This window comes from Nonomuraea sp. NPDC051941 (assembly GCF_044593615.1).
This window is the reverse complement of the sequence record NZ_JBIUCF010000004.1, coordinates 405,366-427,294: the sequence shown is the minus strand read 5'-3', so window position 1 is coordinate 427,294 and position 21,929 is coordinate 405,366. Positions and strand designations below refer to the sequence as shown.

19 protein-coding genes are annotated in these 21,929 nt (G+C 67.5%); 10 read left to right on the top strand and 9 right to left on the bottom strand.

Translation table 11 applies throughout. From position 1 onward, the window contains the following. Positions 1–727 precede the first annotated feature (727 nt). Positions 728–1,150, top strand: coding sequence for a RidA family protein (locus ACIHFD_RS11065; RefSeq protein ID WP_397366646.1), 423 nt, complete (start codon positions 728–730; stop codon positions 1,148–1,150). 1,017 nt (positions 1,151–2,167) lie between these two features. On the opposite strand, the gene ACIHFD_RS11060 is transcribed toward ACIHFD_RS11065, so the two are convergent. Further along, complete coding sequence (locus ACIHFD_RS11060; protein WP_397366649.1) at positions 2,168–3,118, bottom strand: pentapeptide repeat-containing protein; 951 nt, start codon at positions 3,116–3,118, stop codon at positions 2,168–2,170. A 942-nt stretch (positions 3,119–4,060) separates the two neighbouring features. Here ACIHFD_RS11060 and ACIHFD_RS11055 point away from each other — a divergent pair. From ACIHFD_RS11055 to ACIHFD_RS11040, 4 genes are all read left to right on the top strand, one after another. Further along, positions 4,061–5,122 (top strand): LLM class flavin-dependent oxidoreductase, encoded by a 1,062-nt coding sequence (locus tag ACIHFD_RS11055; protein ID WP_397366644.1) that lies wholly within the window; start codon positions 4,061–4,063, stop codon positions 5,120–5,122. Next, on the top strand, positions 5,119–5,805 hold the full coding sequence (locus tag ACIHFD_RS11050) for an NAD(P)H-dependent oxidoreductase (protein WP_397366643.1): 687 nt from the start codon (positions 5,119–5,121) through the stop codon (positions 5,803–5,805). The genes ACIHFD_RS11055 and ACIHFD_RS11050 overlap by 4 nt, the downstream gene beginning before the upstream one ends. Positions 5,806–6,151: 346 nt before the next feature. Next, positions 6,152–6,601: an NmrA family NAD(P)-binding protein gene (locus ACIHFD_RS11045; RefSeq protein ID WP_397366642.1), complete on the top strand. Its 450-nt coding sequence runs from the start codon at positions 6,152–6,154 to the stop codon at positions 6,599–6,601. Positions 6,602–7,531: 930 nt separating this feature from the next. Next, a complete protein-coding gene (locus tag ACIHFD_RS11040; protein ID WP_397366641.1) occupies positions 7,532–8,002 on the top strand; it encodes a MarR family winged helix-turn-helix transcriptional regulator in 471 nt (156 codons plus the stop codon). Positions 8,003–8,974: 972 nt separating this feature from the next. On the opposite strand, the gene ACIHFD_RS11035 is transcribed toward ACIHFD_RS11040, so the two are convergent. From ACIHFD_RS11035 to ACIHFD_RS11025, 3 genes are all read right to left on the bottom strand, one after another. After that, positions 8,975–9,298, bottom strand: coding sequence for a glutamate--tRNA ligase family protein (locus tag ACIHFD_RS11035; protein ID WP_397366640.1), 324 nt, complete (start codon positions 9,296–9,298; stop codon positions 8,975–8,977). A gap of 110 nt (positions 9,299–9,408) precedes the next feature. After that, positions 9,409–9,879 carry a hypothetical protein gene (locus tag ACIHFD_RS11030; RefSeq protein ID WP_397366639.1) on the bottom strand — a complete coding sequence of 157 codons (471 nt, stop codon included), beginning with the start codon at positions 9,877–9,879 and terminating at the stop codon, positions 9,409–9,411. A 90-nt stretch (positions 9,880–9,969) separates the two neighbouring features. Beyond that, complete coding sequence (locus ACIHFD_RS11025; protein ID WP_397366638.1) at positions 9,970–10,266, bottom strand: beta/gamma crystallin domain-containing protein; 297 nt, start codon at positions 10,264–10,266, stop codon at positions 9,970–9,972. Between the two features lie 313 nt (positions 10,267–10,579). Between ACIHFD_RS11025 and ACIHFD_RS11020 the strand changes: the two genes are divergently transcribed. Next, the gene (locus tag ACIHFD_RS11020; protein WP_397366637.1) at positions 10,580–10,807 is read left to right on the top strand and encodes a hypothetical protein; all 228 of its coding nucleotides are present in this window, start codon (positions 10,580–10,582) and stop codon (positions 10,805–10,807) included. A 192-nt stretch (positions 10,808–10,999) separates the two neighbouring features. Here the strand turns inward: ACIHFD_RS11020 and ACIHFD_RS11015 are convergent, their stop codons facing one another. The 4 genes from ACIHFD_RS11015 to ACIHFD_RS11000 are packed head-to-tail and all read right to left on the bottom strand — an operon-like array spanning position 11,000 to position 13,226. Further along, positions 11,000–11,224, bottom strand: a complete 225-nt coding sequence (locus ACIHFD_RS11015; protein WP_397366636.1) for a hypothetical protein — start codon at positions 11,222–11,224, stop codon at positions 11,000–11,002. 33 nt (positions 11,225–11,257) lie between these two features. Further along, positions 11,258–11,725 (bottom strand): cupin domain-containing protein, encoded by a 468-nt coding sequence (locus tag ACIHFD_RS11010; RefSeq protein WP_397366635.1) that lies wholly within the window; start codon positions 11,723–11,725, stop codon positions 11,258–11,260. Positions 11,726–11,736: 11 nt separating this feature from the next. Beyond that, positions 11,737–12,648 carry an alpha/beta fold hydrolase gene (locus ACIHFD_RS11005; protein WP_397366634.1) on the bottom strand — a complete coding sequence of 304 codons (912 nt, stop codon included), beginning with the start codon at positions 12,646–12,648 and terminating at the stop codon, positions 11,737–11,739. After that, the gene (locus ACIHFD_RS11000; protein WP_397366633.1) at positions 12,645–13,226 is read right to left on the bottom strand and encodes an isochorismatase family protein; all 582 of its coding nucleotides are present in this window, start codon (positions 13,224–13,226) and stop codon (positions 12,645–12,647) included. Before ACIHFD_RS11000 ends, ACIHFD_RS11005 begins: the two co-directional genes overlap by 4 nt. Positions 13,227–13,451: 225 nt before the next feature. On the opposite strand from ACIHFD_RS11000, the gene ACIHFD_RS10995 reads away from it, so the two are divergent. Then, entirely contained in the window at positions 13,452–16,196 is a 2,745-nt protein-coding gene (locus ACIHFD_RS10995; protein WP_397366632.1) for an ATP-binding protein, read from the top strand. 523 nt (positions 16,197–16,719) lie between these two features. On the opposite strand, the gene ACIHFD_RS10990 is transcribed toward ACIHFD_RS10995, so the two are convergent. Next, a complete protein-coding gene (locus ACIHFD_RS10990) occupies positions 16,720–17,379 on the bottom strand; it encodes a TetR/AcrR family transcriptional regulator (protein ID WP_397366631.1) in 660 nt (219 codons plus the stop codon). A 153-nt stretch (positions 17,380–17,532) separates the two neighbouring features. On the opposite strand from ACIHFD_RS10990, the gene ACIHFD_RS10985 reads away from it, so the two are divergent. The 3 genes from ACIHFD_RS10985 to ACIHFD_RS10975 all read left to right on the top strand — a co-directional run bounded on the left by ACIHFD_RS10985 (position 17,533) and on the right by ACIHFD_RS10975 (position 21,806). Beyond that, a complete protein-coding gene (locus ACIHFD_RS10985; RefSeq protein WP_397366630.1) occupies positions 17,533–17,955 on the top strand; it encodes a Dabb family protein in 423 nt (140 codons plus the stop codon). 76 nt (positions 17,956–18,031) lie between these two features. Then, the gene (locus tag ACIHFD_RS10980; protein ID WP_397366629.1) at positions 18,032–19,198 is read left to right on the top strand and encodes an epoxide hydrolase family protein; all 1,167 of its coding nucleotides are present in this window, start codon (positions 18,032–18,034) and stop codon (positions 19,196–19,198) included. 589 nt (positions 19,199–19,787) lie between these two features. Continuing rightward, positions 19,788–21,806 carry an ATP-binding protein gene (locus ACIHFD_RS10975; protein WP_397366628.1) on the top strand — a complete coding sequence of 673 codons (2,019 nt, stop codon included), beginning with the start codon at positions 19,788–19,790 and terminating at the stop codon, positions 21,804–21,806. Positions 21,807–21,929 lie beyond the last annotated feature (123 nt).

Sequence of the window (21,929 nt, the reverse complement as noted above, 5' to 3'; positions counted from 1 at the left end):
GACCCACTCCTGGAGGTCATCGGACGTTAACTCACCAACCATGCGCTCAGCCTACAGATCACAAAGCCTGGCTGTAGTACTAGGTGATCTCCGCACAAACTAGGTGATTATCGCCGATGTGAACCGCACGTGAAGCGGGGCAGGCTGGCGCCATGACACAACAATGCGCTAGGGACGAGGTCGTGGCACGCCTGATCCGTGCCGTGGCGGTGCGCGAGGCATCCGACGACCGGTCGATCCGGCGTGGCATCGTCGTGGCCGAAGGCGACGTATGGCCTGCCAGACCTGGATCGAAGACACCTTCGTCCGTCGTCTCGTCGAGGAGTGGGTACGCACCGACAATCGCGGTCTGTTGCGCCAGTTGGGCGCGGAAGGAAGCTAGCCGGACGGGCATCGCGGGGTAAGGCCGGCGGCGAGATCGCGCAGCAGGCGCAGCAACGCCACCAGCAGCAGCGTAAGCGTGATCGATGATCGTCGCGGCCAACAAGCCGACGGTGCTGAACCCCGGCGACCTGCGAGGGTGCAGATCCGTCTCGGGCGCGCGCCCCCACGCGGCGCTCCATCCGCGGCCGTTACGCCGAAGGTGACGTCGGTCGCTCCACCATCCATCGCATCATCCACGGGCCGAACGCCTGACCTGCTACTGAGTCGATGTAGTCGTTGATCTGCCTGGCGGTCTTCGCCGTCGGTGCAGGCGACGATGTGAAGTTAATTAGGGAGGTCCACCATGAGCATGCCGGAGTTCTTCGCCACGCCCGGGTACGGCGAGACGCAGTTGGCCAATATGCACTACAACCAGGCGGTGCGAATCGGCGATCGCATTGAGACATCGGGACAAGGAGGGTGGGACGACGACTGGAACTTCCCCGAGTCACTCGAGGACGAGATCGTTCAGGCATTCGACAACGTCGAGCGGACCCTTGCCCTCGCCGGCGCCACGTGGCGCGACGTCATCCACGTGAACTCGTACCACATCCCCGACTCCCCCCACTTCATCGGCGAGGTCCACAATCGCGTCATGGTGGAGCAGTTCCGCAAGCGCATGGGCGACAGAGCGCCCATCTGGACCGAAACCGGAGTCCAAGCCCTCGGGGCGCCGAAGATGCGCATCGAAATCCGTGTCACGGCCATCGTCGGCCACCACAACTGATGGACGGGGCCGAGCACGGCGGCTCGGCAGTACTGCGCCTGCCGACAACCACATCCGCCCAGGTCAGGACTCTGCGATGGCTTCGCGTGGCGACACGAACTCCAGTCACCAGGAAAGGCGAACGCGTGCGGCATGACGATCGGCCGTGCTCCTTCGCCTGGCTTACCTCACCGTCACGAACACCTTCGCCGCACTGCGGTTACCGCCCATGAGCGATCGGGACAAAGACATGGAGATACTCGCCCTGCGTCACCAGATCACCGTCCTGGAACAGCAACTCAGCGCCGACACCAGTGGAACGCAGAAGTACTACGTCTACACCACGCCGTCCAAGAAGCCTGTCCAGGCGATCAAGGACAAAGGCGAGACGTACCGGTCAACCCGTCATATGCAGCCGGATGAATTGCTTACGAGCATCAACCGGGCGCTGACGGGCTCGGCGAGATACTTCCGATGCGGGTGTCCAAGGCCATATTCAACGCGACCGACCACTATGCGTGGGGTCGGATCATGCGCTGGTTACGGGCCAAGTACGAACGTGGGACCCACCGGATCGGAATGCCCGAGCTTCGGCGCCGCTTCTGCGGCGTCGGGTGGAGGTTCGCCCACAAGCGGGTCGTGTTCACCGGCGCCTCCAGAGTCGCCGTGACCCGCTACCGCGGGAACACCATCACGACCCCGTGGGACCCGAAACAGGCGAACACCAATGTTGACCCCGGGAAAGACACGTGGAGCGCCCGATGCGGTGAGAGTCGCACGTCGGGTGCGGGCGGGCGACTCCAGGAAACGGACCGGTGATAACACCGACACCGCGCCCGGGGCCGATCCCACGACCGTCACCCTCAACGGGCAACGTAAGCGCGTCTTGACGCCTCGGGACTGGACATGGCAACCAGCGTAGTGAACAGCTCAAGATCTTGTCGAACCCATTGGCTGGACGACGTGCCCGATCCGACACCGCCAAACAGAGACCATGCCGCGCAGCGGCCTAGCGTCGGGGGGCGGCTTGATCGTTCGTCAGAACCGAGTGGTTTTGTCCGTGACGGCAACCCGGCGGATCTGATCAGGCGTCATCCCTCTGACACCTCTCAAGTCCGCGCCTTTCAGGTCCGTCTCGCTCAGGTCCGTCTCGCTCAGGTTCGTCTCGCTCAGGTTCGCGTTGGTCAGGTCCGCCCCGCTCAGGTCAGCCAAGCGGAGATCCGATGCGATGAGATTTGAATGGACCAGGTTCGCGCCGGGAACGCGGATCTCACCGAGGTCGGCATTAAGGGGCAAATAGTAAGGTTCAGCGGTTCCACGGCCGATGACGGTCAAGGCGGCCTGGATGTCAGTGGCTGGCTTCGCCGGCGGTTTGGCTTTGAGCTCAGGACCGTGCTCGCGGACGAAGGTTGTCAGCACGTCATAGATGGTGTCGTGGTCGCGCGGGGAGTCTCGGCCCAAGCGTTCCAGCGCGTAGATCGCACCTAGGCGGACGTCGAGCTTGGCTGAGCCCAGCTGCTCGATGTTCTTGGTGTAGCGGTCGGTGGTCTGTACCTCGCGGGTCGCCTCCAGCGTCAGCGCGGTGTATATCAGGCCAAACGCAGTGAAGGCCACGCTCAGCAGGACACCTGTTCCGCTGATCCATTGGGTGCGCGCCTGCTGGCGCTGGATCAGCAGTTCCTCGCGGTCCTTGACCGGTAGCGCGGCCAGCTCCGTCGCGGTGGGTGCCGGCACCCACCTCGCCCGAGCCCGGTCCATCGTCTGCCGGCTCAGTGACCAGACGGCGAGCAGGACGGTGATGATGACCGCCGGAGCACCTGGGGTGAGCTGCGGCCACACCGGTGGGGTCTCGTATGTCTCGTATTCCCGCGGGACCCAGTCCGCCAGTAACTGTCCTGAAACGTACGCCAGTGCGAGCACCACCAGCGTGACCGCTGTCGCCAGCCATGGCTGTCCCGCTCTCCGGGCCTTGAGCGGGTTCAGCTTCATGATCTTCACTGCGGTATTGCACACCGGCCTGGTAGCAGTCCGCCTACAAAACGATGGTTTTGACCTTCGTCATAAGACGCCACAGGTTGTCTGGCCGCTTCCGCCTGAGGGCGTCTTCAGACGGCAGCTCCTACGAAGGCCCATCGGGATCGCCCAATTACATCCTGGCCGTCATCGAGCCCACCGGCAGGCGCGTGAGGTCGTGAACGGAGCCGGGTTCGACCTCGGCGATCACAACGGAAGTCCGCCGGGTGCCGGCAGTGCCTGGAGGTTGCCGGCGTGCTGGTGGGCCTTGCCGGAATACCAGGCGTCGATGGGTTCACCCTTGACGCTACGGTCTGCTCGGCGCAGCGATAGATCGGGATCAGGGTGCCTGTGGGGTGCGGAAACTCGACTTGGGGCTGCTGCCTGCGATTACACGGTGATCAGGCTTGGCGGTCTGACATGGTCGCAGGCCATGATGTGGTCCCTGCTCTATCCGATCTCGCCGCGAGCACGGAGGACAAGACTTGCGGCGAGATGCCGGACGCGGCGTGGCATCGTCGTCTTCGCCGGTTGGGACAGGGTGCTGTTGGCCATCTCGTTCGTCCTTCACAGTGTCGTAGGTGCTGAGGAACCTCGCGGTCAGGTGGTAGACGGCTTGCGCCCGGCGGGCACGTACCGTGCAGGCATCGCCGGATACGCGAGGACTGTTGACGACATACTCGCACGTAAAGGAGCTCACTAGTTGCCTTCGCAGGCAACTAGTTGACCCTTGATGCTAACCCGATTCTGCATCTGAGCTCGTCCTTGAGGTCTCACGCGGCTGACCCGTCCCGCGCAAAGTATGTAGCGCAGGCGCCAGGCGACGCCGGGAATAATTGCTTGCGCAGACAGATTTACGGAGGTGTGGATCAGCGGTCGGAGGCGCGCGGCGGCCGCAGATCGGAGAGAGGAAACGACATGCCATTCGAGATCGGCATCATGACGTTCGGGGAGTTGACGGAGGACCCGTCCACCGGGGCTCTGCCGTCCCCGCGGCAGCGCGTCCGCGAGACGATCGAGCAGGCGCAGGTCGCCGACCAGGTGGGCCTGGACGTCTTCGGCGTGGGTGAGCACCACCGCACCGACTTCGTCGGATCAGCGCCGGCCATCCTGTTGGCCGCCGCCGCGGAGAAGACCGAGCACATCAAGCTGACGAGTTCGGTCACGGTGCTCAGCTCGGAGGACCCCGTACGCGTGTGGGAGCAGTTCGCCACGATCGACCTGCTGTCCGCCGGCCGCGCCGAGATCATCGCCGGCCGCGGCTCCTACACTGAGTCCTTCCCGCTGTTCGGGTACGACCTGAAGGACTACGCGGACCTGTTCCGCGAGAAGCTCGACCTGCTGCTGAAGATCCGCGACCAGAACCCGCTCACCTGGCAGGGCCGCTTCCGCGCACCGCTGGTCGACGCTGACATCGCACCCCGCGCCGACGGCGACACCATCCCGATCTGGGTCGGGGTCGGCGGATCGCCCGCGTCGGCCATCAGCACCGGCCACCGCGGCCTGCCCATGGCCCTGGCCCTGTTGCTCGGACCGATGACCTACCACGAGGAGACAGTCCAGCTCTACCGAGCGGCCGCAGCGAAGGTCGGGCACGACGCGAACGCGCTGCCGATCAGCATGAACTCGCACGGGTTCGTCGGGCGGACCAGCCAGGGCGCACGCGACACCATGTACCCCTACTTCGCCAGGGGCATGACGGAGAACAACCACCAGCGCGGCGTCGGCCTCCGGCTTCCCCGGGCCGCGTTCGACGCGCAGTCGTCGCCCGCGGCCGGACTGCTGGTCGGCAGCCCGCAGGAGATCATCGACAAGCTGCTCACCTACCACGAGCTGTACGGCATCAACCGCGCCATCATCCAGATGGGCTTCGGAGGCATGCCGCAGAAGGAGCACCTCGAGGCGATCGAACTGCTCGGCACCGACGTGGCACCTGTCGTGCGCCGCGAGGTCGCATTGCGCGAGAAGAGCGCGGCATGACCGCCGTTGCGGACACCGGTCCGCTCCTACGCGTCGTCGTCGTCAACGGCAGCCCGAGCCAGCCGTCCAAGACGATGGGACTGGTCGACGTTGTCCTCGACACCCTGAAGGACATGCTCCCTATCGAGGCGTCCCGGGTTGACGTGTACCGCTTGGGCGCGGGGTTCACCGGAGCGATCGAGCGCGATGACGTCTCGCCCGAGGTTGAAGACTCGCTCCGGCTCGCCGAGGATGCCGATCTCCTCATCGCCGCCGCACCTGTGTTCCGAGGTACGTACCCCGGCATGTTCAAGCACTTCTTCGACCTTGTCGACCAATACGCACTTGCGAACAAGCCCGTCCTCCTTGCCGCGACGGGCGGAGGTGACCACCATGCGCTTGTCCTGGAGCACGCCTTGCGGCCACTGTTCGCCTTTTTCCAGGCGTTGACGATCCCGGTCGCGTTCTTCGCCTCCGCCGGAGACTTCGACGGCACGACACTGCTCAACCCCCGCATCTACGGACGCATCGAGGTCGGACTCACTGACGTCGCAGACCTTCTCAGAGCTCGCGCGACGGGCCCTGGGGCAACACAGGACCGCGGACCAGCGAATGGCCGGCCCCGTGCAACGCCGCTCGGCCTCTCTTCGAGCGCATCCAGCAGAGAGACTCGTCCAACCAGTCCTGCGGGCCAGTTCTCCTAGCCGCACATGAATCGCTGTCCGGTGATCAGCCGGGGGCTGCCGCATTCAGCGGGTCCCCGTTCCGTCTCACCCTTACAGGGAGCATCCATGTCTACTGTGTTCGTGGCCGGCGCCACCGGCCGCCTGGGCCGTCTGATCATCGACAGTCTGCGCCGACGGGACGTGCAGGTCCGCGCCAGGAGGTCATCATCGACGGCCAGGTCAACCTGCTGCGTGCCGCCGAGCAGGCCGGCGTTCCGCGCTGTATCCCTCAGACTTCTCCCTCGGTATAGACCGGCTCGACTACGGCGACAACGACTTCGCCGACCTGCGCAAGAAGGCCGCCGAGGCATTCCGAGGCAGCAGCGTGGCAACCACGTCGGTCCTCTGCGGCGCCTTCCTGGAAGTGCTGAACATGCCCTTCTACCAGTGGGTCGACTGGGAGACCGGCACCTTCAGTTACTGGGGTGACGGGGACCGGCCCGTCGACTTCTCCACTTACGCCGATACTGCAGAGTGGACCGTCGAAGCGGCTCCCGACCCCTCGGCCGCCGGACGCACCGTGCGAGTGGCCGGGGATGTGCTGACGCTGAAGGAACTGCACCAGGCCATGGAGCGCGGCTCGGGGCGACGGCTCGAGGCACGGCGGCTCGGCAGCACCGACGACCAGCGCCGAAGAGTACTTCCGGCAGGCCATGAGCTGACACCCAGAAGGGCGAATCAGGAGTCGGCAGCCGCGGAAGACGACCCGCGCGGAGCACTGGTGCGGTCCGACGGGTCGGCCGAAATGACGACATCCGTGCTGCTGGCGGCCTGATCAACCACTTGACCTGGCGGACGCCGGAACCCGGACCAGAGTGCCCGCCAGGTCCTCTGACTCGGCGTCTTTTGATCGTCTTGTGGTTAGAGTGGCCGCACTGGCTGCATGAAAACCGGGTGTCCACACCCCGGGGGAACGCCGCCGGTGACCAGTCCAGTTTCCTGCTCACTTTTTGGCCACCAGCTACGAGGACATTCCGGACTCGGCTCCGTCGTCACCAACGGGGGCCGACTACTGTTGCTTCGCACGACTCACACCGGAGTCGAGATCAGCACGGAGTCGGGCGGGGTCTGCTGCCCGACCTGGCCGGATTACCCGTTGCGGATCGGCGCGCGTGGCTGGGACAACCAGCTCTGGCGGCCAGGCGACGACCCTCACCATCCGGTTGCCCTGGCGATCCGGCAGGCGGCCTCGCCGCCGCTTGGATCCTGTTGCCGGACGGCACCGCCGCCCGCCTCCATGGCGCTTACCCTCTCCGGACGCCGCGACCCTGCGCCGTGCCCGCGGAGTGGCGATGCTGCGCGCCCCCAGCGGCATCCTCGTCGGAGAAGCCGGCGTCCACGGCCGCCCAGGCGGCAATTCCATAGAGCCCATCCGCCCATGCCGCGCAACGACGCCCCATCGCAACGGCCCATTGCTGATCAATCGCCTCCGCACACGCCCGAATACCTTCGCACCGGTCACTGCCATGCACGGCATGCTGACGTCTACGTGCCTGACGTGCCTTAACGAGCTTCATGCGGCTGACCAGCAAGTTCGTTTGACAACCCCAGATAACGATGGGCCCGGGTCTCCTCGCGCTCGATGTCGGGGCGAGCAGGACACGCACCGGCTTGCCAACGCCATGTCCCCGCCGCGAACAAGGTTTGCTGCGCAGGCAGACACATCGGTTGGTTCTCGAGATGACCTGTCGATACCGTGCTGCTCATGGCGACCGACAGGCTGCGAGAGCTTGAAGACCAGGCATGGCGGGGGTTCCTGCTCACCCACGATCGAATCTGGCGTGAGATCGAGGCCGGCCTCGCTCCGCTGAACGTGAGCATGGCCGAGTACAGCGTGCTGGCACTGCTGGGCGAGGCCGGTCGGAACGGCATGCGGATGTCAGAGCTCGCCCAGCAGCGCCTGATGTCCACCGGCGGGTTCACCCGGCTCGCCGACCGGCTCGAGCGTCGTGGCCTGATCGAGAGGCGACGGACGGCCGACGACGGACGTGGCTTCACGGCGGTTCTGACCAAAGACGGGAGGGCGCTCATGCGCAAGGCATGGCGCCAGCAGCACAGCGACCTGCGCAGGCTCTTCTTCGACCGGCTCGACGACGAGCACCTCCGCAACCTCGCCGAAGTCTGGGCGCGGCTCGACCCGGACGACGAGGGCGTGCTGAATCAGCGCTCCTCGTAGCCCGCTGGGTGTGTCACATCCAGCGGACGGGCACCTTCCTGAGCCCTGGGGCGGCGACGCATCCGAGTTGTCAGCAGGTCGTCACTACAGCAGGTCGGACTGATGGCCGTCCTCTGCCGCGACGGGAGCGAATACAACACTGCCCGCGTGTGCTCGGCTCGGGTGAAACCGCGCAGCGGGGTGATGGCCACGATGCCCGCGTCGACGGTCCAGGTCGCGGCGACCCGGCCGCCCACCAGCACGACACGCACGCCTGAGACGGCCGGGCCGCAGCGCCACCGGCCAGAACCTGCACGGCCTCTCCACACCTCGCGCGCCGCCATGCCCCCGGTATCCTCAGGACGACGGAGGTCTCGCGCACGGCCGAGGTCCCGAGATGGCGGCGAGCACCGCGGGGAAGAGGATGAAAAGCGCCGAGCCCAGCGTGACGGGACATCAATGACATCTCCCGACAGCATCTGGGACACGAAGCACCCCTCCAACCCGATGGCAATGGCCACAATGCCGAGAGCCGGGTGGGGGTCAGGTGCGCCGCGCATACCGGCACGGCGCGCCAACCGGAACGCCCTACTGTCGTCCCGCACTTGGCAAATCAGCCATGCCGAGCCACAGTACGGGATGCGAGCTCATCGTGCTCGGCGCAACGCCGGAATCCATCCAGGTCAGCCCGTTCCAGCTCAGCGCGCGGCGAGCAGGCCCGTGCATGGCCACCCGTCCGGCACCGCCCGCGATGTCGAGGAGACCCTGCACTTCGCCGCACTGACGGGCGTGCAGCCCATGATCGAGACCAGCCCACTGGACGAGGTAGAGGCTGCCTACGGCCGCATGCTGTCCGGCGACGCCCGCGCGCTGTTGGGAAAGATCGGCTTACCGCGGACGAGATCCTCAACCACCGTCTCGCCCCCATCCGGCGTACGGAACCGCAGCGCCCGCCCTCCGACGAACTCCAGCCCCCGCTCACAGCAGAACCCGTCATACCCCCAGGTGCTCGGACCCTGTCCGCTCTTGAGCTGCTCGCAAGTGCAGTCGCAGTCGTACGCCCGGCCGGCCGGGTACAGCCGCAGGGCCGTTTTCCGGTGCCGGGTGGCATTGTCCGACTGGAAATACGGGCACTCGAAGACCGGGATCCGCGGCGCTGATCCCGGTCGCCGCCAAGGCGTCGATGATTGCCCTGTGTCCACTCCGGCCGGTTACGGCCGTGTCTGTGTCCTCGACACGGAGCACGAACGTGTCTCCGGATTGTCGCGCCACCGCCCAGGCGTACGGAGCCGACCGCGCCCCACCCACATGGAACATCTCAGTAGGGGAGGGCGCAAAACGTACGCGAGCCGGAGACCTGAACACGCGGTAATCTACCGACTGAGCTGCGGAAGGTCCGGTGACTATCCGCTGCATACGAGCCCTGGTTAGTCGGTGACCGTGATCTTCACGCGGACGGCGCCGTCGTTGTCGCGGAGGCAACCGTCGGCGTCGTTGATGCGCAACTGGAGGAAGCCTTCCTGGCGCGCCCGGATGGAGGCCCTGGTGCCGACTCTGTAGTGGTCTCCGTTGACCTTCGCGATCAGCGTGCCGTACGTGTACTGGCTGAGGATCTTGCATCCCTGGTAGATCTCGCTGTCGATGTGCCAGGGGTAGCCGCGCGAGGACACATAGGGGAACTCGCGGTGGTCGACCGTCCACCGGCCACTGACGTAGTAGATCTGCACCAGGTCACCGGGTTCGACGTACACGCCGGCGTTCTGCCAGCCGCTCTCGGCGCTGATCCATTTGCTTTTGCCGTACTGCGACTCCGTGGCCGAGGCGGGCGAGGCGCCGGCGAGGACGCAGCTCCCGGTGGCGAGCGTGGCGAGGAACAGGGTGGCCAGCTTTGATCGCATCTATGAATGCCCCTTCTCGATCTGTTTATGTTTCGTCGTACATCTGGGTTGGAAAGCGCCCGGGGAAGGAAGGTTCGCGGCCCTGCGATCTCAACCACATGTCCGCGAGTCGCCGATCCCTTGGCGAGCCGATTGTCGCCAGGGATGAAACGTTTGCATGAGGACCCCGCACGGCCGTGGACGACCGCGATGCTCGCCTCCGCTATTGCGGTGTCCGCGGCCAGGGCCGAAGCGTTCTCGGCTGGTGGGGTATTCGATTACCACATTGTTGTTCCCTGTGGAGATGAGGTCGACACCGTAGATGGCCACGCTCATCGTGCCGCCGTCCGCGAAGCAGCGGCGGTCCAGACCATTTTGAATTCGCAGCAATTCACGACTGTACGACACGTTGCAGTCTGCGTGGTTGATAGCGAATGCGGGGGAGGGGAGGGGCCACCATGACCGCCAGTGCGGCTGCGCAGCCGGCGAGGGCCTTACGCAGGTACGACTTCATAGCGTTCTCTTTCTGGGGGAGCGATCTCGCACCGGGGAGCGTATACGGGGCCTGAACTTACAAACCAGTCCACTTCCCTGCTCATCTCTTGCTCACCGGGGCTCAACAGGGCCGACGCGTTCTCGGCTGGTGTGTGCGCCTGCGGGAATGACCCGGCTGGGTGGTTGAGAACAGGCCCTCGTCCCCATCTATGGCGGACTTCCGCTGATGCTCCTCGTGTTCACCGTGCCGGCCGCGCTGTCGGGCATGGAACGCGAATTCTCGGAAGTCACGCCTGGAAGGTGGTTCGGAGAGGGCGTCGATCTCGGAACCACGGAGAAGACGGCCGGGCGGATCGCCAGCACTCGCCCTAGCACGTACGGGCACAGGTGCGGCGGTGACATGCGGGCGACCATCTGCTCCGGCTCCGCCTGTGGCAGCGTCGCCAGCGAATGAATCGCCATCCCGGCCTTGGCGCTGACGTAGTGCGTCTGGCCGCGGGTGCCGTCGAAGACGGAACCGGAGCAGAAGTTGATCGCGTGGCCCCGGCCGGCAGCAGCGCCTGCACGATGAGGTGGGGCCGGTCAGGTTGATGTCGAGCACGCGGCGCCAACGGTTGTAGCGGGAAATGGCCAGCGGCATTGAGGATCACATCAGCATGACCGGCGACGTCGCGGGCGATTTCGGCCAGTCGCGCGACGCCCGATTCGGCGGAGAGGTCGGCCGCGACGGATGCAGCGCGCTGTGGTGGTCCGTCCGCTTGGCCAGCCGCTTCAGTGCCTCGTCGCTGAGGTCGGTGGCGATGACGGTGTCAGCGTTGTCCAGGAAACGCGCGGTCAGTGGCGTGCCGCCGCCTCTCGCCGCTCCGGTCATGACGATGACTTGGTTGCTTTCATGGTGCTTTCCTTATCGGGGTGGGCCGACGGTGATCTGGCCGTGGGCGTCGGCCGCTGCGGCCAGGACGTCCTTGGAGATCTCGAAGCCCTCGGGTCTCGGGGTGGACAGGTCGTGGCCGGCCTGGCGGAACATGTCCTCGATGCCGGCGGGTGTGGCGATCAGGAGCAGGTCGGCGCGGTCGGAGGTGATGCGGTAGCCGTGCGGGATGTTGCGGGGCAGGTAGACGATGCCGCCCTCGGACAGCTCCAGCTCCTGCTCGCCGACCCAGAGCAGAGCGGTGCCTTTGATCAGCATGAAGACCTCGTCCTCCCGGGTGTGCATGTGGAACGGCGGAGCCTCCCCTTTGGGGGCGTCGAACCGTCCGACGGTGAGCTGACCGCCGGTGGTGGCGGCGTCCAGCAGGACGGAGAAGGTGCTCCCGTTCAGCCATTCCAGCTTTTGTTGCTGTTCGGGCTGGGCCAGGTACGGGATGCTCATGGCGTTCTCCTTCAAGCGAGGAAGTCGATCAGTTGCTGGGCGAAGTCTTCGGGGCGTTCGTCGGGGACGAAGTGCCCGCTGTCCTTGATGACCGCCGCGGAGAGGTGTGGTGCGATCGGGCGCAGGGCCTCGGCCAGCCGGGTGCCCACGTTGTGTTCGCCGCCGACGGCCAGCACTGGCATCGGCAGGACGGCCCCGCTCTCGGTCCAGGCCTGGTTGGTCCGTCCGTCCTGCAGCAGGGTGCGGTAGTGGCCGAAGCTCGCGCGCAGGGCCTCCCGTCCGGTGTAGGAGGCGGTGATGGCGGTGATCTCCTCCGGCGGGAACGCGGCGGTGACATGGGCGAGCCGGTTGAACCACCATGTCATGAAGGCGTGCTCGGTTCCGTCCAGGAGCAGTTCCGGCACTTCGGGCGTCATGAACAGACCGAAGTGGAAGGAACCGCCCGTGGCGACATTCATCGCGCCTTCCAGCCCGAATCCGGGCAGAGCCAGCTCGACGAGCGCGAGCCGCGCGACCTGCTGCGGATGGCGGCGGGCGTAGGCGAAGGCGACCATGCCGCCGATGTCATGCCCGACCAGGCGCACCTCGCCGGTGATGCCGAGCCGGGACAGCAGGGCGCGCATGTCCTCGGCTTGGGTGTCCTTGTCGTAGCCGCCGGGGGCGCGGGTGCTGTCTCCGAGGCCGCGCAGGTCGGGCGCGATGACCCGGTATCCGTGCTCGGCGAGGATCGGCATGACGTGCCGCCAGGCCCGCCAGGTCTGGGGCCAGCCATGCAGCAGGAGTACCGGTGTGCCCGAGCCGCCGATCACCGCGTGCAGGGTGATGCCGTTGGCGGTGACGGTAGTGTGCTCGAACCCGTCGGGCACCGGGCCGTCGACCCGCCTCGAGACCGGGTCGGGCGCCGAGTCGTGTGGAGTGTTCATGACGTGGGGATGAGGGCGCCGACGATGGGGAGGAGCTTCTGGCCGGCCGGCGAGGACCAGCTGCGGGCCAGCTGCGTGAGGATCATGTTCGTCGAGGCGATCTCGGCGCCGGCATTCTCCATGCGTCGCAGGGCGATGTCGTCGGCCGGCTTGGTCATCGATCCGCCGGCATCGGCGATGACCTGGAGGCGGTATCCCCGCTGGAGGGCGGTCAGGGTGGGGTAGACGGTGCAGACGTCGTTGGTGACGCCGGCGATGATCAGGTTGGGGCGACCGGTGGCCTTGACCGCGGCGGCGAAGGCGGGGTCGTCCATGGCGTCGACCACGCCCGTGCGCTGGATGCGTTCCTCGAACTGCTTGGGGGCGATCTCGGCGAGCTCCGGCAGCAGCGGCCCTTGCGCGTGATCTTCCAGCGAGGTGGTCAGGATCAGCGGCATGTCCAGCGCCACCGCGGCCTTGGCCAGCGCGAGCGCGTTGGCCTTGACCTCGTCATGGTCGGCCGAGCCTATCCAGCTCATGGTGCCGAGCTGGTGGTCGATGAGCAGGATTGCCGTGTCATCGGGTGTGAACAGGACCATCGTGGTTCCTCTCTCAGTGCGGCGGTTTCGCCGCGTGTCAGGGCGGTGTGGCCAGCCGGGCCGGTGCAACCTGCGACGGCAGGACTCGCGGTATCACCCTCGCCGCGGGCTGGTGCTGTTCGCATCGGCGACAATCGCCTAGTAGTACTTCGGCGGGAATCGCCTAGTCTTGGGCGGAAAGCGATGTTGGCGGACACGGGTTGACTCCCGCGGGGGAACCAAACGATGTTTCGAGATCGACGCGCCGAGCGTGAGGCCGTCGAACGGTTACTTGCCCAGGCGCGGGACGGACGCAGCGGCGTGCTGGTGATGCGTGGGGAGGCCGGCATCGGTAAGACCGCGTTGCTGGAGCATGCCCGTGACGCCGCGGCCGGGTACCGGGTGGTGCGCGCGACCGGTGTGGAGTCCGAGATGGAGTTCGCGTTCGCCGGGTTGCACCAGTTGTGCGCGCCGCTGCTGGATCGGCTCGGCGCGCTGCCCGACCCGCAGCAGGCCGCCCTGGACGTGGCGTTCGGGCTGCGCGCCGGTGACCCGCCCGACCGGTTCCTGGTCGGGCTGGCGACACTCAGCCTGCTGGCCGAGGCCGCCGAGGAACGGCCGCTGTTGTGCCTGGTGGACGATGCGCAGTGGCTGGACGCGGCCTCCGCGCAGATCCTCCCGTTCGTGGCGCGGCGGCTGGAGGCCGAGCGGATGGCGCTGCTGTTCGCCCTGCGCGACCTCGGCCCTGACAGGGGTGGCGCCGAGGTGTTGGCCGGGCTGCCGGAGCTGCGCCTGGACGGGCTCGGTGAGGCCGACGCGCGGGCGTTGCTGGCTGCGGCCGTGCATGCGCCGCTGGATGAGCGGGTACGCGACCGGATCATCGCCGAGGCGCGCGGCAACCCGCTGGCGCTGCTGGAGCTGCCCCGCGGCGCGGAGCCGGCGCCGTCGGCGGAGTTGGCGGGCGGGTTCGGGCTGCCGGACGCGCTGGGCGTGCCGCGCCGAATCGAGGAGAGCTTTCGGCTCCGGTCGGGCAGACTGCCCGCCGACACGCAGTTGTTGCTGCTGGTGGCGGCGGCCGAGCCGGTCGGCGACGCGGCGTTGCTGTGGCGCGCGGCCGAGCACCTGGGCATCGGCGCGGAGGCGGACGTACCGGCGGAGGCGGCAGGGTTGCTGGAGATCGGCGCCAGGGTGCGGTTTTCGCATCCGCTGGTGCGCTCGGCCATCTACCGGGCCGCCACGGCGCCGGACCGCCGCCGCGCACACCACGCGCTGGCCGAGACCACCGACCCGCAGACCGATCCCGACCGCCGCGCCTGGCACCGCGCGCAGGCGGTGCGCGGCACCGACGAGACGGTCGCCGCGGAGCTGGAGCACTCAGGCGACCGGGCACGCTCCCGCGGCGGGCTGGCCGCGGCGGCCGCGTTCCTGGAGCGGGCGGTGGTGCTGACCCCCGAGCCGGCTGAGCGGGCCCGGCGCGCGCTGGCCGCCGCGCACGCCAAGCATGAGGCCGGCGCACCCCACGCCGCCTCGGAGCTGCTGACGGTCGCAGCGGCCGGACCGCTGGACGCGCTGCAACACGCCCGAGTCGAGCTGCTGCGCGCGCAGATCGCGTTTGTTCTGACGCGCGGCAGCGATGTGCCGGGGATGCTGCTGGACGCCGCCAAGACGCTGGCTCCGCTGGATGCCGCACTGGCCCGCGAGACATACCTGCAAGCCTTTGAGGCGGCCATCCACGCCGGTCCGCTCGGTCAGGGCCGCGGGGTGCTGGAGGCGGCAGAAGCCGCCCGGGCCGCACCCGCACCCTCGACGCCGCCGCGACCGCTCGACCTCCTGCTCGACGGAGTGGTGACGAGGTTCACGCAAGGGTATGAGGCGAGCGCGCCCGGTCTGCGGCGGGCGCTGGAGGCGTTCCGCGACCAGTTCGGGGCTGAGGACGACGGCCGCCGCGGACTGTGGCTGGCCTGCCGCGTCGCGTTCATGCTGTTCGACGACGAGACTCTTTACGAGCTGACCAGCCGCCACGTCCGCCTTGCTCGCGATGCCGGCGCGCTGGCCACGCTCGCCACCGCGCTCAACTTCCACGCCACCATCATGGTGAACAACGGTGAGCTCTCCCGCGCCGCCGAGCTGGCGGCCGAGGAGAGCGCGATCACGCAGTCGATCGGGGCTCCACCGCTGCCCCACGCCAGGCTCGTGCTCGCCGCCTATCGCGGCCGGCAGAGCGAAACCTCCGAGCTGTATGCAGCCGCGGTCCGAGATGTGACCGAACGGGGTGAGGGCACAGTTGTCACCCTGGGCCAGGCCGCGCTGGCGGTGCTGCACAACGGCCTGGGCAACTACGAGGCCGCGCTCGCCGCCGCGACGGGCCCATGCGACTACGACGAACTGGCGCACAGCAGCGCGGCCCTGCCCGAGCTCATCGAGGCGGCCGTCCGCGCCGGCGAACCGGTGCGCGCGGCCGCCGCGCTGGAGCGGCTCAGCCCGCGGGCCCGTGCCAGCGGCACCCAGTGGGCGCTCGGGGTGGAGGCGCGCTCGCGGGCGCTGATGAGCACCGGGCCGGCCGCCGAGGAGCTGTATCGCGAGGCGATCGAGCGGCTCGGCGGCTGCCGGAGGGTGACCGATCTCGCCCGCGCCCACCTGGTCTACGGTGAGTGGCTGCGCCGCGAAGGCCGCCGCAAGGACGCCCACGAGCAGTTGCGCACCGCGCACGAGCTGCTGTCGGGCATGGGTCTGGAGGCGTTCGCGGCGCGCGCAGCCCGCGAACTGCGCGCCACCGGCGGGCAACCACGCAAGCGGACCGCCCAGCCGGCCGACGCGCTCACCGCCCAAGAGCTGCACATCGCACGGCTGGTAGCCACCGGGGCCACCTCCAAGGAGGTCGGCGCGCAGCTGTTCCTGAGCCCGCGCACGATCGACGCGCACCTGCGCAGCATCTTCCGCAAGCTCGGCATCACCTCCCGTCGGCAGCTCAGGGACCTGCAGCTTCCCTGACCTCCAACCGGCGTGCGCCACGACCGGGAATCTACGTAGTCGAGATTCATAGGCGATGTTCGCCGACGCGAACGCGGTGCGAGGGCGGCGAGCATGAATGCGTGTCCCGGGACGGCCGCAACACCCAAGAACCCGAGCGGGACGGACCGCGCCCCAACCACCACCGAACCATCAGAAAGGGGTTGCCCCTTGACGACGCGGATGAGGGCTGTCATCCCCGCCCGAGGCGAAAGCCGTTTCCATGACCGTCGAGGCGGTGGGTGGCCACCGGACAGGTCTGCGTCTCTTGCCCGGCGCCGGCATCTGGGGTGCCGAGACCCGTCCTCCCCGATGAGTCCCCGGCAGACTGGCAGGGCAGTCGCCGATCACTGGCTGGGGCTCGGCGCCGACCTGATCAGCTTCGGCCGCGCCTTCATCGCCAACCCCGACCTCGTGCGCGCCGCACGATGAGTCCACATGGTACGAGGGCGGCGACGTCGGCTATCTCACGTACACCGCCTACCAGCACACAGACTGAAACTGGCTACATGCCGCCACTCTCTGACACCCCTGCGCCCGGTGGCCTGGCCTGTGCGCCATGGAGTACGAAGTCGGCCATTCGCTCGAGGAAGTCGTCGTCCAGCGGGTGGCCGAGCATGAGCCAGTGGAAGTAGAGCGGCCCGGAGAGCATCTCCAGCAGGAAGTCGGAGTCGGTGTCGGCGGGTAGTTCGCCGCGTTCGACGGCGCGCTCGAAGATGACTCCTGAGACCTTGAACCGGGCCGGCCAGAACCTGTCGAGGAGTTCGTACAGATCGGCGTTCGCGGCAGTGCGCGGGCCGGCTTCGCGCAGCAGTGCGGCGACCCAGGGGACGTTGAGGCCGAGCCGGATCTCTTTGAGCAGCTCGATGAGATCCCCGCGCAGGCTGCCGGTGTCGGCGGGCGGCACCAACTGGCCACGGCGCTCAATGAGGGCTGTGGACACCAGGCCGACCTTGTTGCCCCAGCGGCGGTAGATCGTGGTCTTGTTGACACCCGCGCGCTCGGCCACCGCATCGACGCGCAGCGCCGCGTAGCCGACCTCGCTCAACTCCGTGATGGTGGCATCGATGACGGCTTCGCGCACGCGCGCCGTCCGCCCGCCCGGCCGAACCCTGGCGGCGTCGGCGTGCAGATGCTGAACGTCTTGCAGCGGTTCTCCTGCCATACGGCCAGGTTAGAGCGTCGCCAACCTAGTACAACTTGCGGGTGCATTAAGCCGGGAATTAAAGCAACAGCTAGTTGTGTTAAGAGGAAGCAGAACCTAGAGTCCTCAACGCAACAACTCGCTGTATCAGCTTCCGTTCGAAGGAGAACTGCCATGATCTACCACCAGATCCGCATCGCCCTGAAGCCCGACGCTCCCGAAGACCAGGTCCAGCACGCGCTCGACCTGTTGCGCACGCTCGGCGACAAGCTCGACGCTGTCGAGTTCTTCATGGTCGGCCGTGACTTCGGCGGCGAGTTCCACCACGGCGCCATGTACGCGCTCAAGGACATCGACGCCTACCGCACCTACATGTACGACCCGCTGCACCTCCAGATCGACGCGATCGGCCTGCCACTCGCGGCCAACATGGTCTCACTGGACCTCACCGACGACCCCGACCCCGAGATCGGCGACAAGATCGCCCAAGTGCACCGCGACCGGTTCACCGACCACCCCGAACTCTTCGACCTGATCGAGAACCTTGGCTCCTACGAAGGCAGCGGCGTACCCGACGACGACTCCACGCCCACATGAGCCGGCATCGGCGCGAGACAGCGGCCGCAGTGAGGGCGACGTACGCCGGCACACGCAGCACACCAAGGAGAACTCCATGCCGAGCAACAAACCCATGATCACGGTTAGTGACGCAGAGCTGAACGAGCTCCGCGCCCGGTTGAAGGCCACGCGATGGCCCCAGCCCTGGCCAGTGGACGGCTGGCAGGCCGGCACCGACACCGTGGAACTCCGCCGCCTCGTCGCGTACTGGGCCTCCGGCTACGACTGGCGAGCCCACGAAGCCGCCATCAACACCCTCCCGTCACACCTCGCGGACCTCGACGGCGCACCGGTGCACTACCTCCGCTTCGACGGCGAGCACCCGGACGCGCTGCCGATCGTCCTCACGCACGGCTGGCCCAGCTCCTTCCTCGAACTCATGCCCCTCGCCGACCGGTTGGCCGCCCCATCTCGGTACGGAGGAGCAACCGAGGACGCCTTCACCGTGATCGTTCCTTCGCTGCCCGGATTCGCTTTCTCGCCCCAGCGTCCCGCGCTCACGGATGCGGAGCAGACACACGACCTCTGGCACCGGCTGATGCGCGACGAACTCGGCTTCGAGCGGTACGCGGCGCACGGCGGAGACCTGGGCGCCGGCGTCACCTCACGGCTCGCCGAGGCCCAACCCGGGGCGCTGGTCGGCATCCACCTGCTGGCCGTGGCAGCCCCGGCCGACTACGACCCGGACGGCCTCACCCCGCAGGAGCAGGCCCACCTCGCCTCCGTGGCGGCCTGGCAGGAGCAGGAAGGCGGGTACCAACACCAGCAGAACACCCGTCCCCTCACCCTGGCCCAGGGCCTGACCGACTCACCCGCCGGCCTGCTCGCCTGGATCGTCGAGAAGTACCGTGCGTGGAGCGACTGCGGAGGCGACCTGTCCTCACGCTTCAGCGACGACTTCATCCTCACCCAGGCCTCCCTCTACTGGTTCACCGCCACGATCTCCACCTCCTTCAGGCCCTACTACGAGTACGCCCACGGCCTGACCGGACGCGTGAAGCGGGTGAGCGTGCCCACAGCCGTCGCACTGTTCCCCGCAGACCTGAGCCGGCCCCCACGCAGCTGGGCCGAGCGCACCTACAACATCACGCGCTACACGCACATGCCCCGCGGCGGACACTTCGCCGCCCACGAAGAACCCGACCTGCTGGCCCACGACATCATCGAGTTCTTCCGCGCCCACCGTCCGTCTGTGCCTTCAGCCCCTCGATTCGATGCCTGAACCCCGACGGCCAGGCCCAGGGCGTTTCTGCACCGCGGCCAATACCCGATTGCCACCAGAGGTCGCGCTGAGCGCGGCCCCAGCGGCGCGAACAGGTCCAGCGCATCGTCGATTGCCACAGCATCAAGGCAGAGTGCCCTTCGCAATCCCTGGGAAATCCTCAAGGAGCGAAGTGTTGGAGGTTCCGTTGCTCCAGTGCGTCGTAATTCGGAAGGAGCTCTCATTTTCGGTCGGACGGAGTGTGCGCCGGAATGCCGAATTCATCACGTGAACGATCCGCGCATTGAACGGGTTATTTTCGCGTTGTACGACACGGGCGAATGTTTGGAGGTACGGCCTGCTGTACTTGTGGTGGGCAGCAGGCGGTATCGTCACGGCTCGTTGTCTTTTCATAAGTTCGAGAGGAGACGGGGCGAAGCGTCATGGCGCGTCCTGTTGAATTCTTGGCTGACTGGCCGACCTGTGGATGGTTCACCGAGAATCCGGCCAGCGCGTCCGAGAGGTCGTACCGGGACTTAACAGCAGTGCCGGCCGGGTGTTCGGAGAGGGATCAGGGGATATGTCATCGGGGAGTAGTAATACGTCCGGGTTGCTGGGATCGCGCCTGCAAGCGGCGCGTGAGATGGCGTTTGTGGGGCGGGGGGAGGAGCTCGCGGTTTTCGACGCGGCGTTGTACGGCGGCGGCTGCAGCGTTCTGTACGTGCATGGTCCCGGCGGTATCGGGAAGTCGGCTTTGTTGCGGCGGTTTGCGCAGGAGGCCGTGGTGGCGGCGCGGCCGGTGTCGGTGGTGGACGGGCGCACGGTGGAGCCGTCGCCGGCGGCGTTCGAGGCCGAGGCCGAGTTGGTGCTGCGGGGAGCGGACGCGGTATTGCTGGTCGACGACTTCGAACGGATTCAGGGCTTGGAGGGATGGCTGCGCGAGCGGTTCCTGCCGCGGGTGCCCCTGGGGGCGTTGGTGGTGATCGCGGGGCGAAACCCGCCGGATATGCGATGGCAGGCCGACTCGGGATGGGCGGGGGTGCTGGAGGTGCTGGCGCTGCGCGACCTGCCGACCGCGGACGCGCAGGCTCTGCTGGACTCCTGCGGGGTGGCGGCCGAGTTGCGCGAGGTGCTGCTGGCGTTTGCCGGTGGTCATCCGCTGGCGCTGCTGCTGGGGGCGGCGGTGGCGGTGAAGGACGGCGGGGCCGGCCGGCGGTGGATGCCGAATCAGGACGTGGTGGCCACGTTGCTGGATCAGCTGGTGGGCGAGCTGCCTTCGGCGGCGCATCGGCATGCTCTGGAGATCTGCGCGCATGCGTACATGACGACGGAGGAGCTGCTGCGGGCGGCCTTACCGCAAGACGCCAGCAGGCTGTTCGGCTGGTTGCGGCGGTTGCCGTTCGTGGAGTCGAGCCGTCTGGGGCTGTTTCCGCATGACGTGGTGCGGGAGGTGCTGGAGGCGGACCTGCGATGGCGGGATCCCGAGGGGTACGCGGCGATGCACGACCGCATGCACGCGCACCTGGCGGAGAGGGTGCGTACGGCGAACGACGCGGACGTACTAGGCGCGGTGGCGGCACTGCTCTACCTGCATCGCGACAACGAGGCGCCAGCCGACTTCCACCGCTGCCGCGACGAGGGCGAGTTCCAGGAAGAGGTGCTGCGCGAGGAGGACGTCGGCACGCTGGTCCGGGTGGCCACGGCAGCGGAGGGTGCGGCGTCCGCCGCCTGCGCCGCCTTCTGGGCGGAACGCCGGCCGGAGGCGTTCCGGCTGTATCGACGGACCGAAACCGGCGAGGTCGTGGCCTTCACAGCGTGGTTGCGTCTGACCGAACTCGATGAGCAAGAACTGACGGCCGATCCCATCGTGGCCATGGCGTGGGCGCATGCGCGCGCCTCCACGCCATTGCGCGCCGGTGAACATCTGGTGGTCAGCCGGCTATGGGTGCTGCCGCCTCATTGCGAGAATTCGCCGGTGATGGATGTGATTCAGTGGCGGGTGATCGGTAATTGTCTGCGGGCCGAGCGGATGGCCTGGTCGTATATTGCGGTAAAGCGTCTGGGCAGGGCGTGGGTGGAGCGTTTACGGCGGTATGGGATGCGGGGCATCCCCGAGCAGCCGCGGCTGGGGGAGCACGCGTACACGCTGTTCGCTCATGATTGGCGCGCGGTGTCGGCGCGGGCGTGGCTGGAGCGGGTGAACCACCTGCCCGTAACGGGTCCCGCCGACGGGCCGGGCACCGAGACGGCGGAGCTGGCGGTGCTGTCCCAGGCGGAGTTCGCCGAGGCGGTTCGCAAGGCGTTGCGCCAGTTGTCGCGGCTGGACACGCTGGCCGCCTCCCCGCTGACGCGCACCAGGCTGATCGCCGAGCGGGCCGGGCAGGACCCGGCCACGGCACTGGGGGACCTGCTCCGCCAGGCGATCGACGACCTACGCCATGACCCACGCTCGGCCAAGCTCCACCGGGCACTGTCTGTCACGTTCCTGCACGGCACGCTCACCCAGGAGCTGGCCGCCGAACGACTCGACCTGCCGTTCACCACCTACCGCCGCCATCTGACGGCTGGCATCGAACGTATCTGTGCCGATCTGTGGCACCGGGAGCTCTACGGCGCCAACGCGTCGTGAACGGTGTGGTCAGTCGCCAGCGCGAAACCGGCCGCCGCCTCCCCGGTATGCGCGTGTTCGGACCGTGCGCCAGCCGGGCGGTTCACCCCAGGTGCCTGCGCCCTCACTGCGCCTGCCGATAAT

Coding starts and splice junctions, on each gene's coding strand:
- ACIHFD_RS11065 (WP_397366646.1), top strand. CDS start 728: ATGAGCATGCCGGAGTTCTTCGCCACGCCCGGGTACGGCGAGACGCAG.
- ACIHFD_RS11015 (WP_397366636.1), bottom strand. CDS start 11,224: ATGACCGGAGCGGCGAGAGGCGGCGGCACGCCACTGACCGCGCGTTTC.
- ACIHFD_RS10985 (WP_397366630.1), top strand. CDS start 17,533: ATGATCTACCACCAGATCCGCATCGCCCTGAAGCCCGACGCTCCCGAA.
- ACIHFD_RS10990 (WP_397366631.1), bottom strand. CDS start 17,379: ATGGCAGGAGAACCGCTGCAAGACGTTCAGCATCTGCACGCCGACGCC.
- ACIHFD_RS10980 (WP_397366629.1), top strand. CDS start 18,032: ATGCCGAGCAACAAACCCATGATCACGGTTAGTGACGCAGAGCTGAAC.
- ACIHFD_RS11020 (WP_397366637.1), top strand. CDS start 10,580: ATGCTCCTCGTGTTCACCGTGCCGGCCGCGCTGTCGGGCATGGAACGC.
- ACIHFD_RS11040 (WP_397366641.1), top strand. CDS start 7,532: ATGGCGACCGACAGGCTGCGAGAGCTTGAAGACCAGGCATGGCGGGGG.
- ACIHFD_RS11050 (WP_397366643.1), top strand. CDS start 5,119: ATGACCGCCGTTGCGGACACCGGTCCGCTCCTACGCGTCGTCGTCGTC.
- ACIHFD_RS11035 (WP_397366640.1), bottom strand. CDS start 9,298: ATGTTCCATGTGGGTGGGGCGCGGTCGGCTCCGTACGCCTGGGCGGTG.
- ACIHFD_RS11010 (WP_397366635.1), bottom strand. CDS start 11,725: ATGAGCATCCCGTACCTGGCCCAGCCCGAACAGCAACAAAAGCTGGAA.
- ACIHFD_RS11055 (WP_397366644.1), top strand. CDS start 4,061: ATGCCATTCGAGATCGGCATCATGACGTTCGGGGAGTTGACGGAGGAC.
- ACIHFD_RS11030 (WP_397366639.1), bottom strand. CDS start 9,879: ATGCGATCAAAGCTGGCCACCCTGTTCCTCGCCACGCTCGCCACCGGG.
- ACIHFD_RS11005 (WP_397366634.1), bottom strand. CDS start 12,648: ATGAACACTCCACACGACTCGGCGCCCGACCCGGTCTCGAGGCGGGTC.
- ACIHFD_RS10995 (WP_397366632.1), top strand. CDS start 13,452: ATGTTTCGAGATCGACGCGCCGAGCGTGAGGCCGTCGAACGGTTACTT.
- ACIHFD_RS11060 (WP_397366649.1), bottom strand. CDS start 3,118: ATGAAGCTGAACCCGCTCAAGGCCCGGAGAGCGGGACAGCCATGGCTG.
- ACIHFD_RS11000 (WP_397366633.1), bottom strand. CDS start 13,226: ATGGTCCTGTTCACACCCGATGACACGGCAATCCTGCTCATCGACCAC.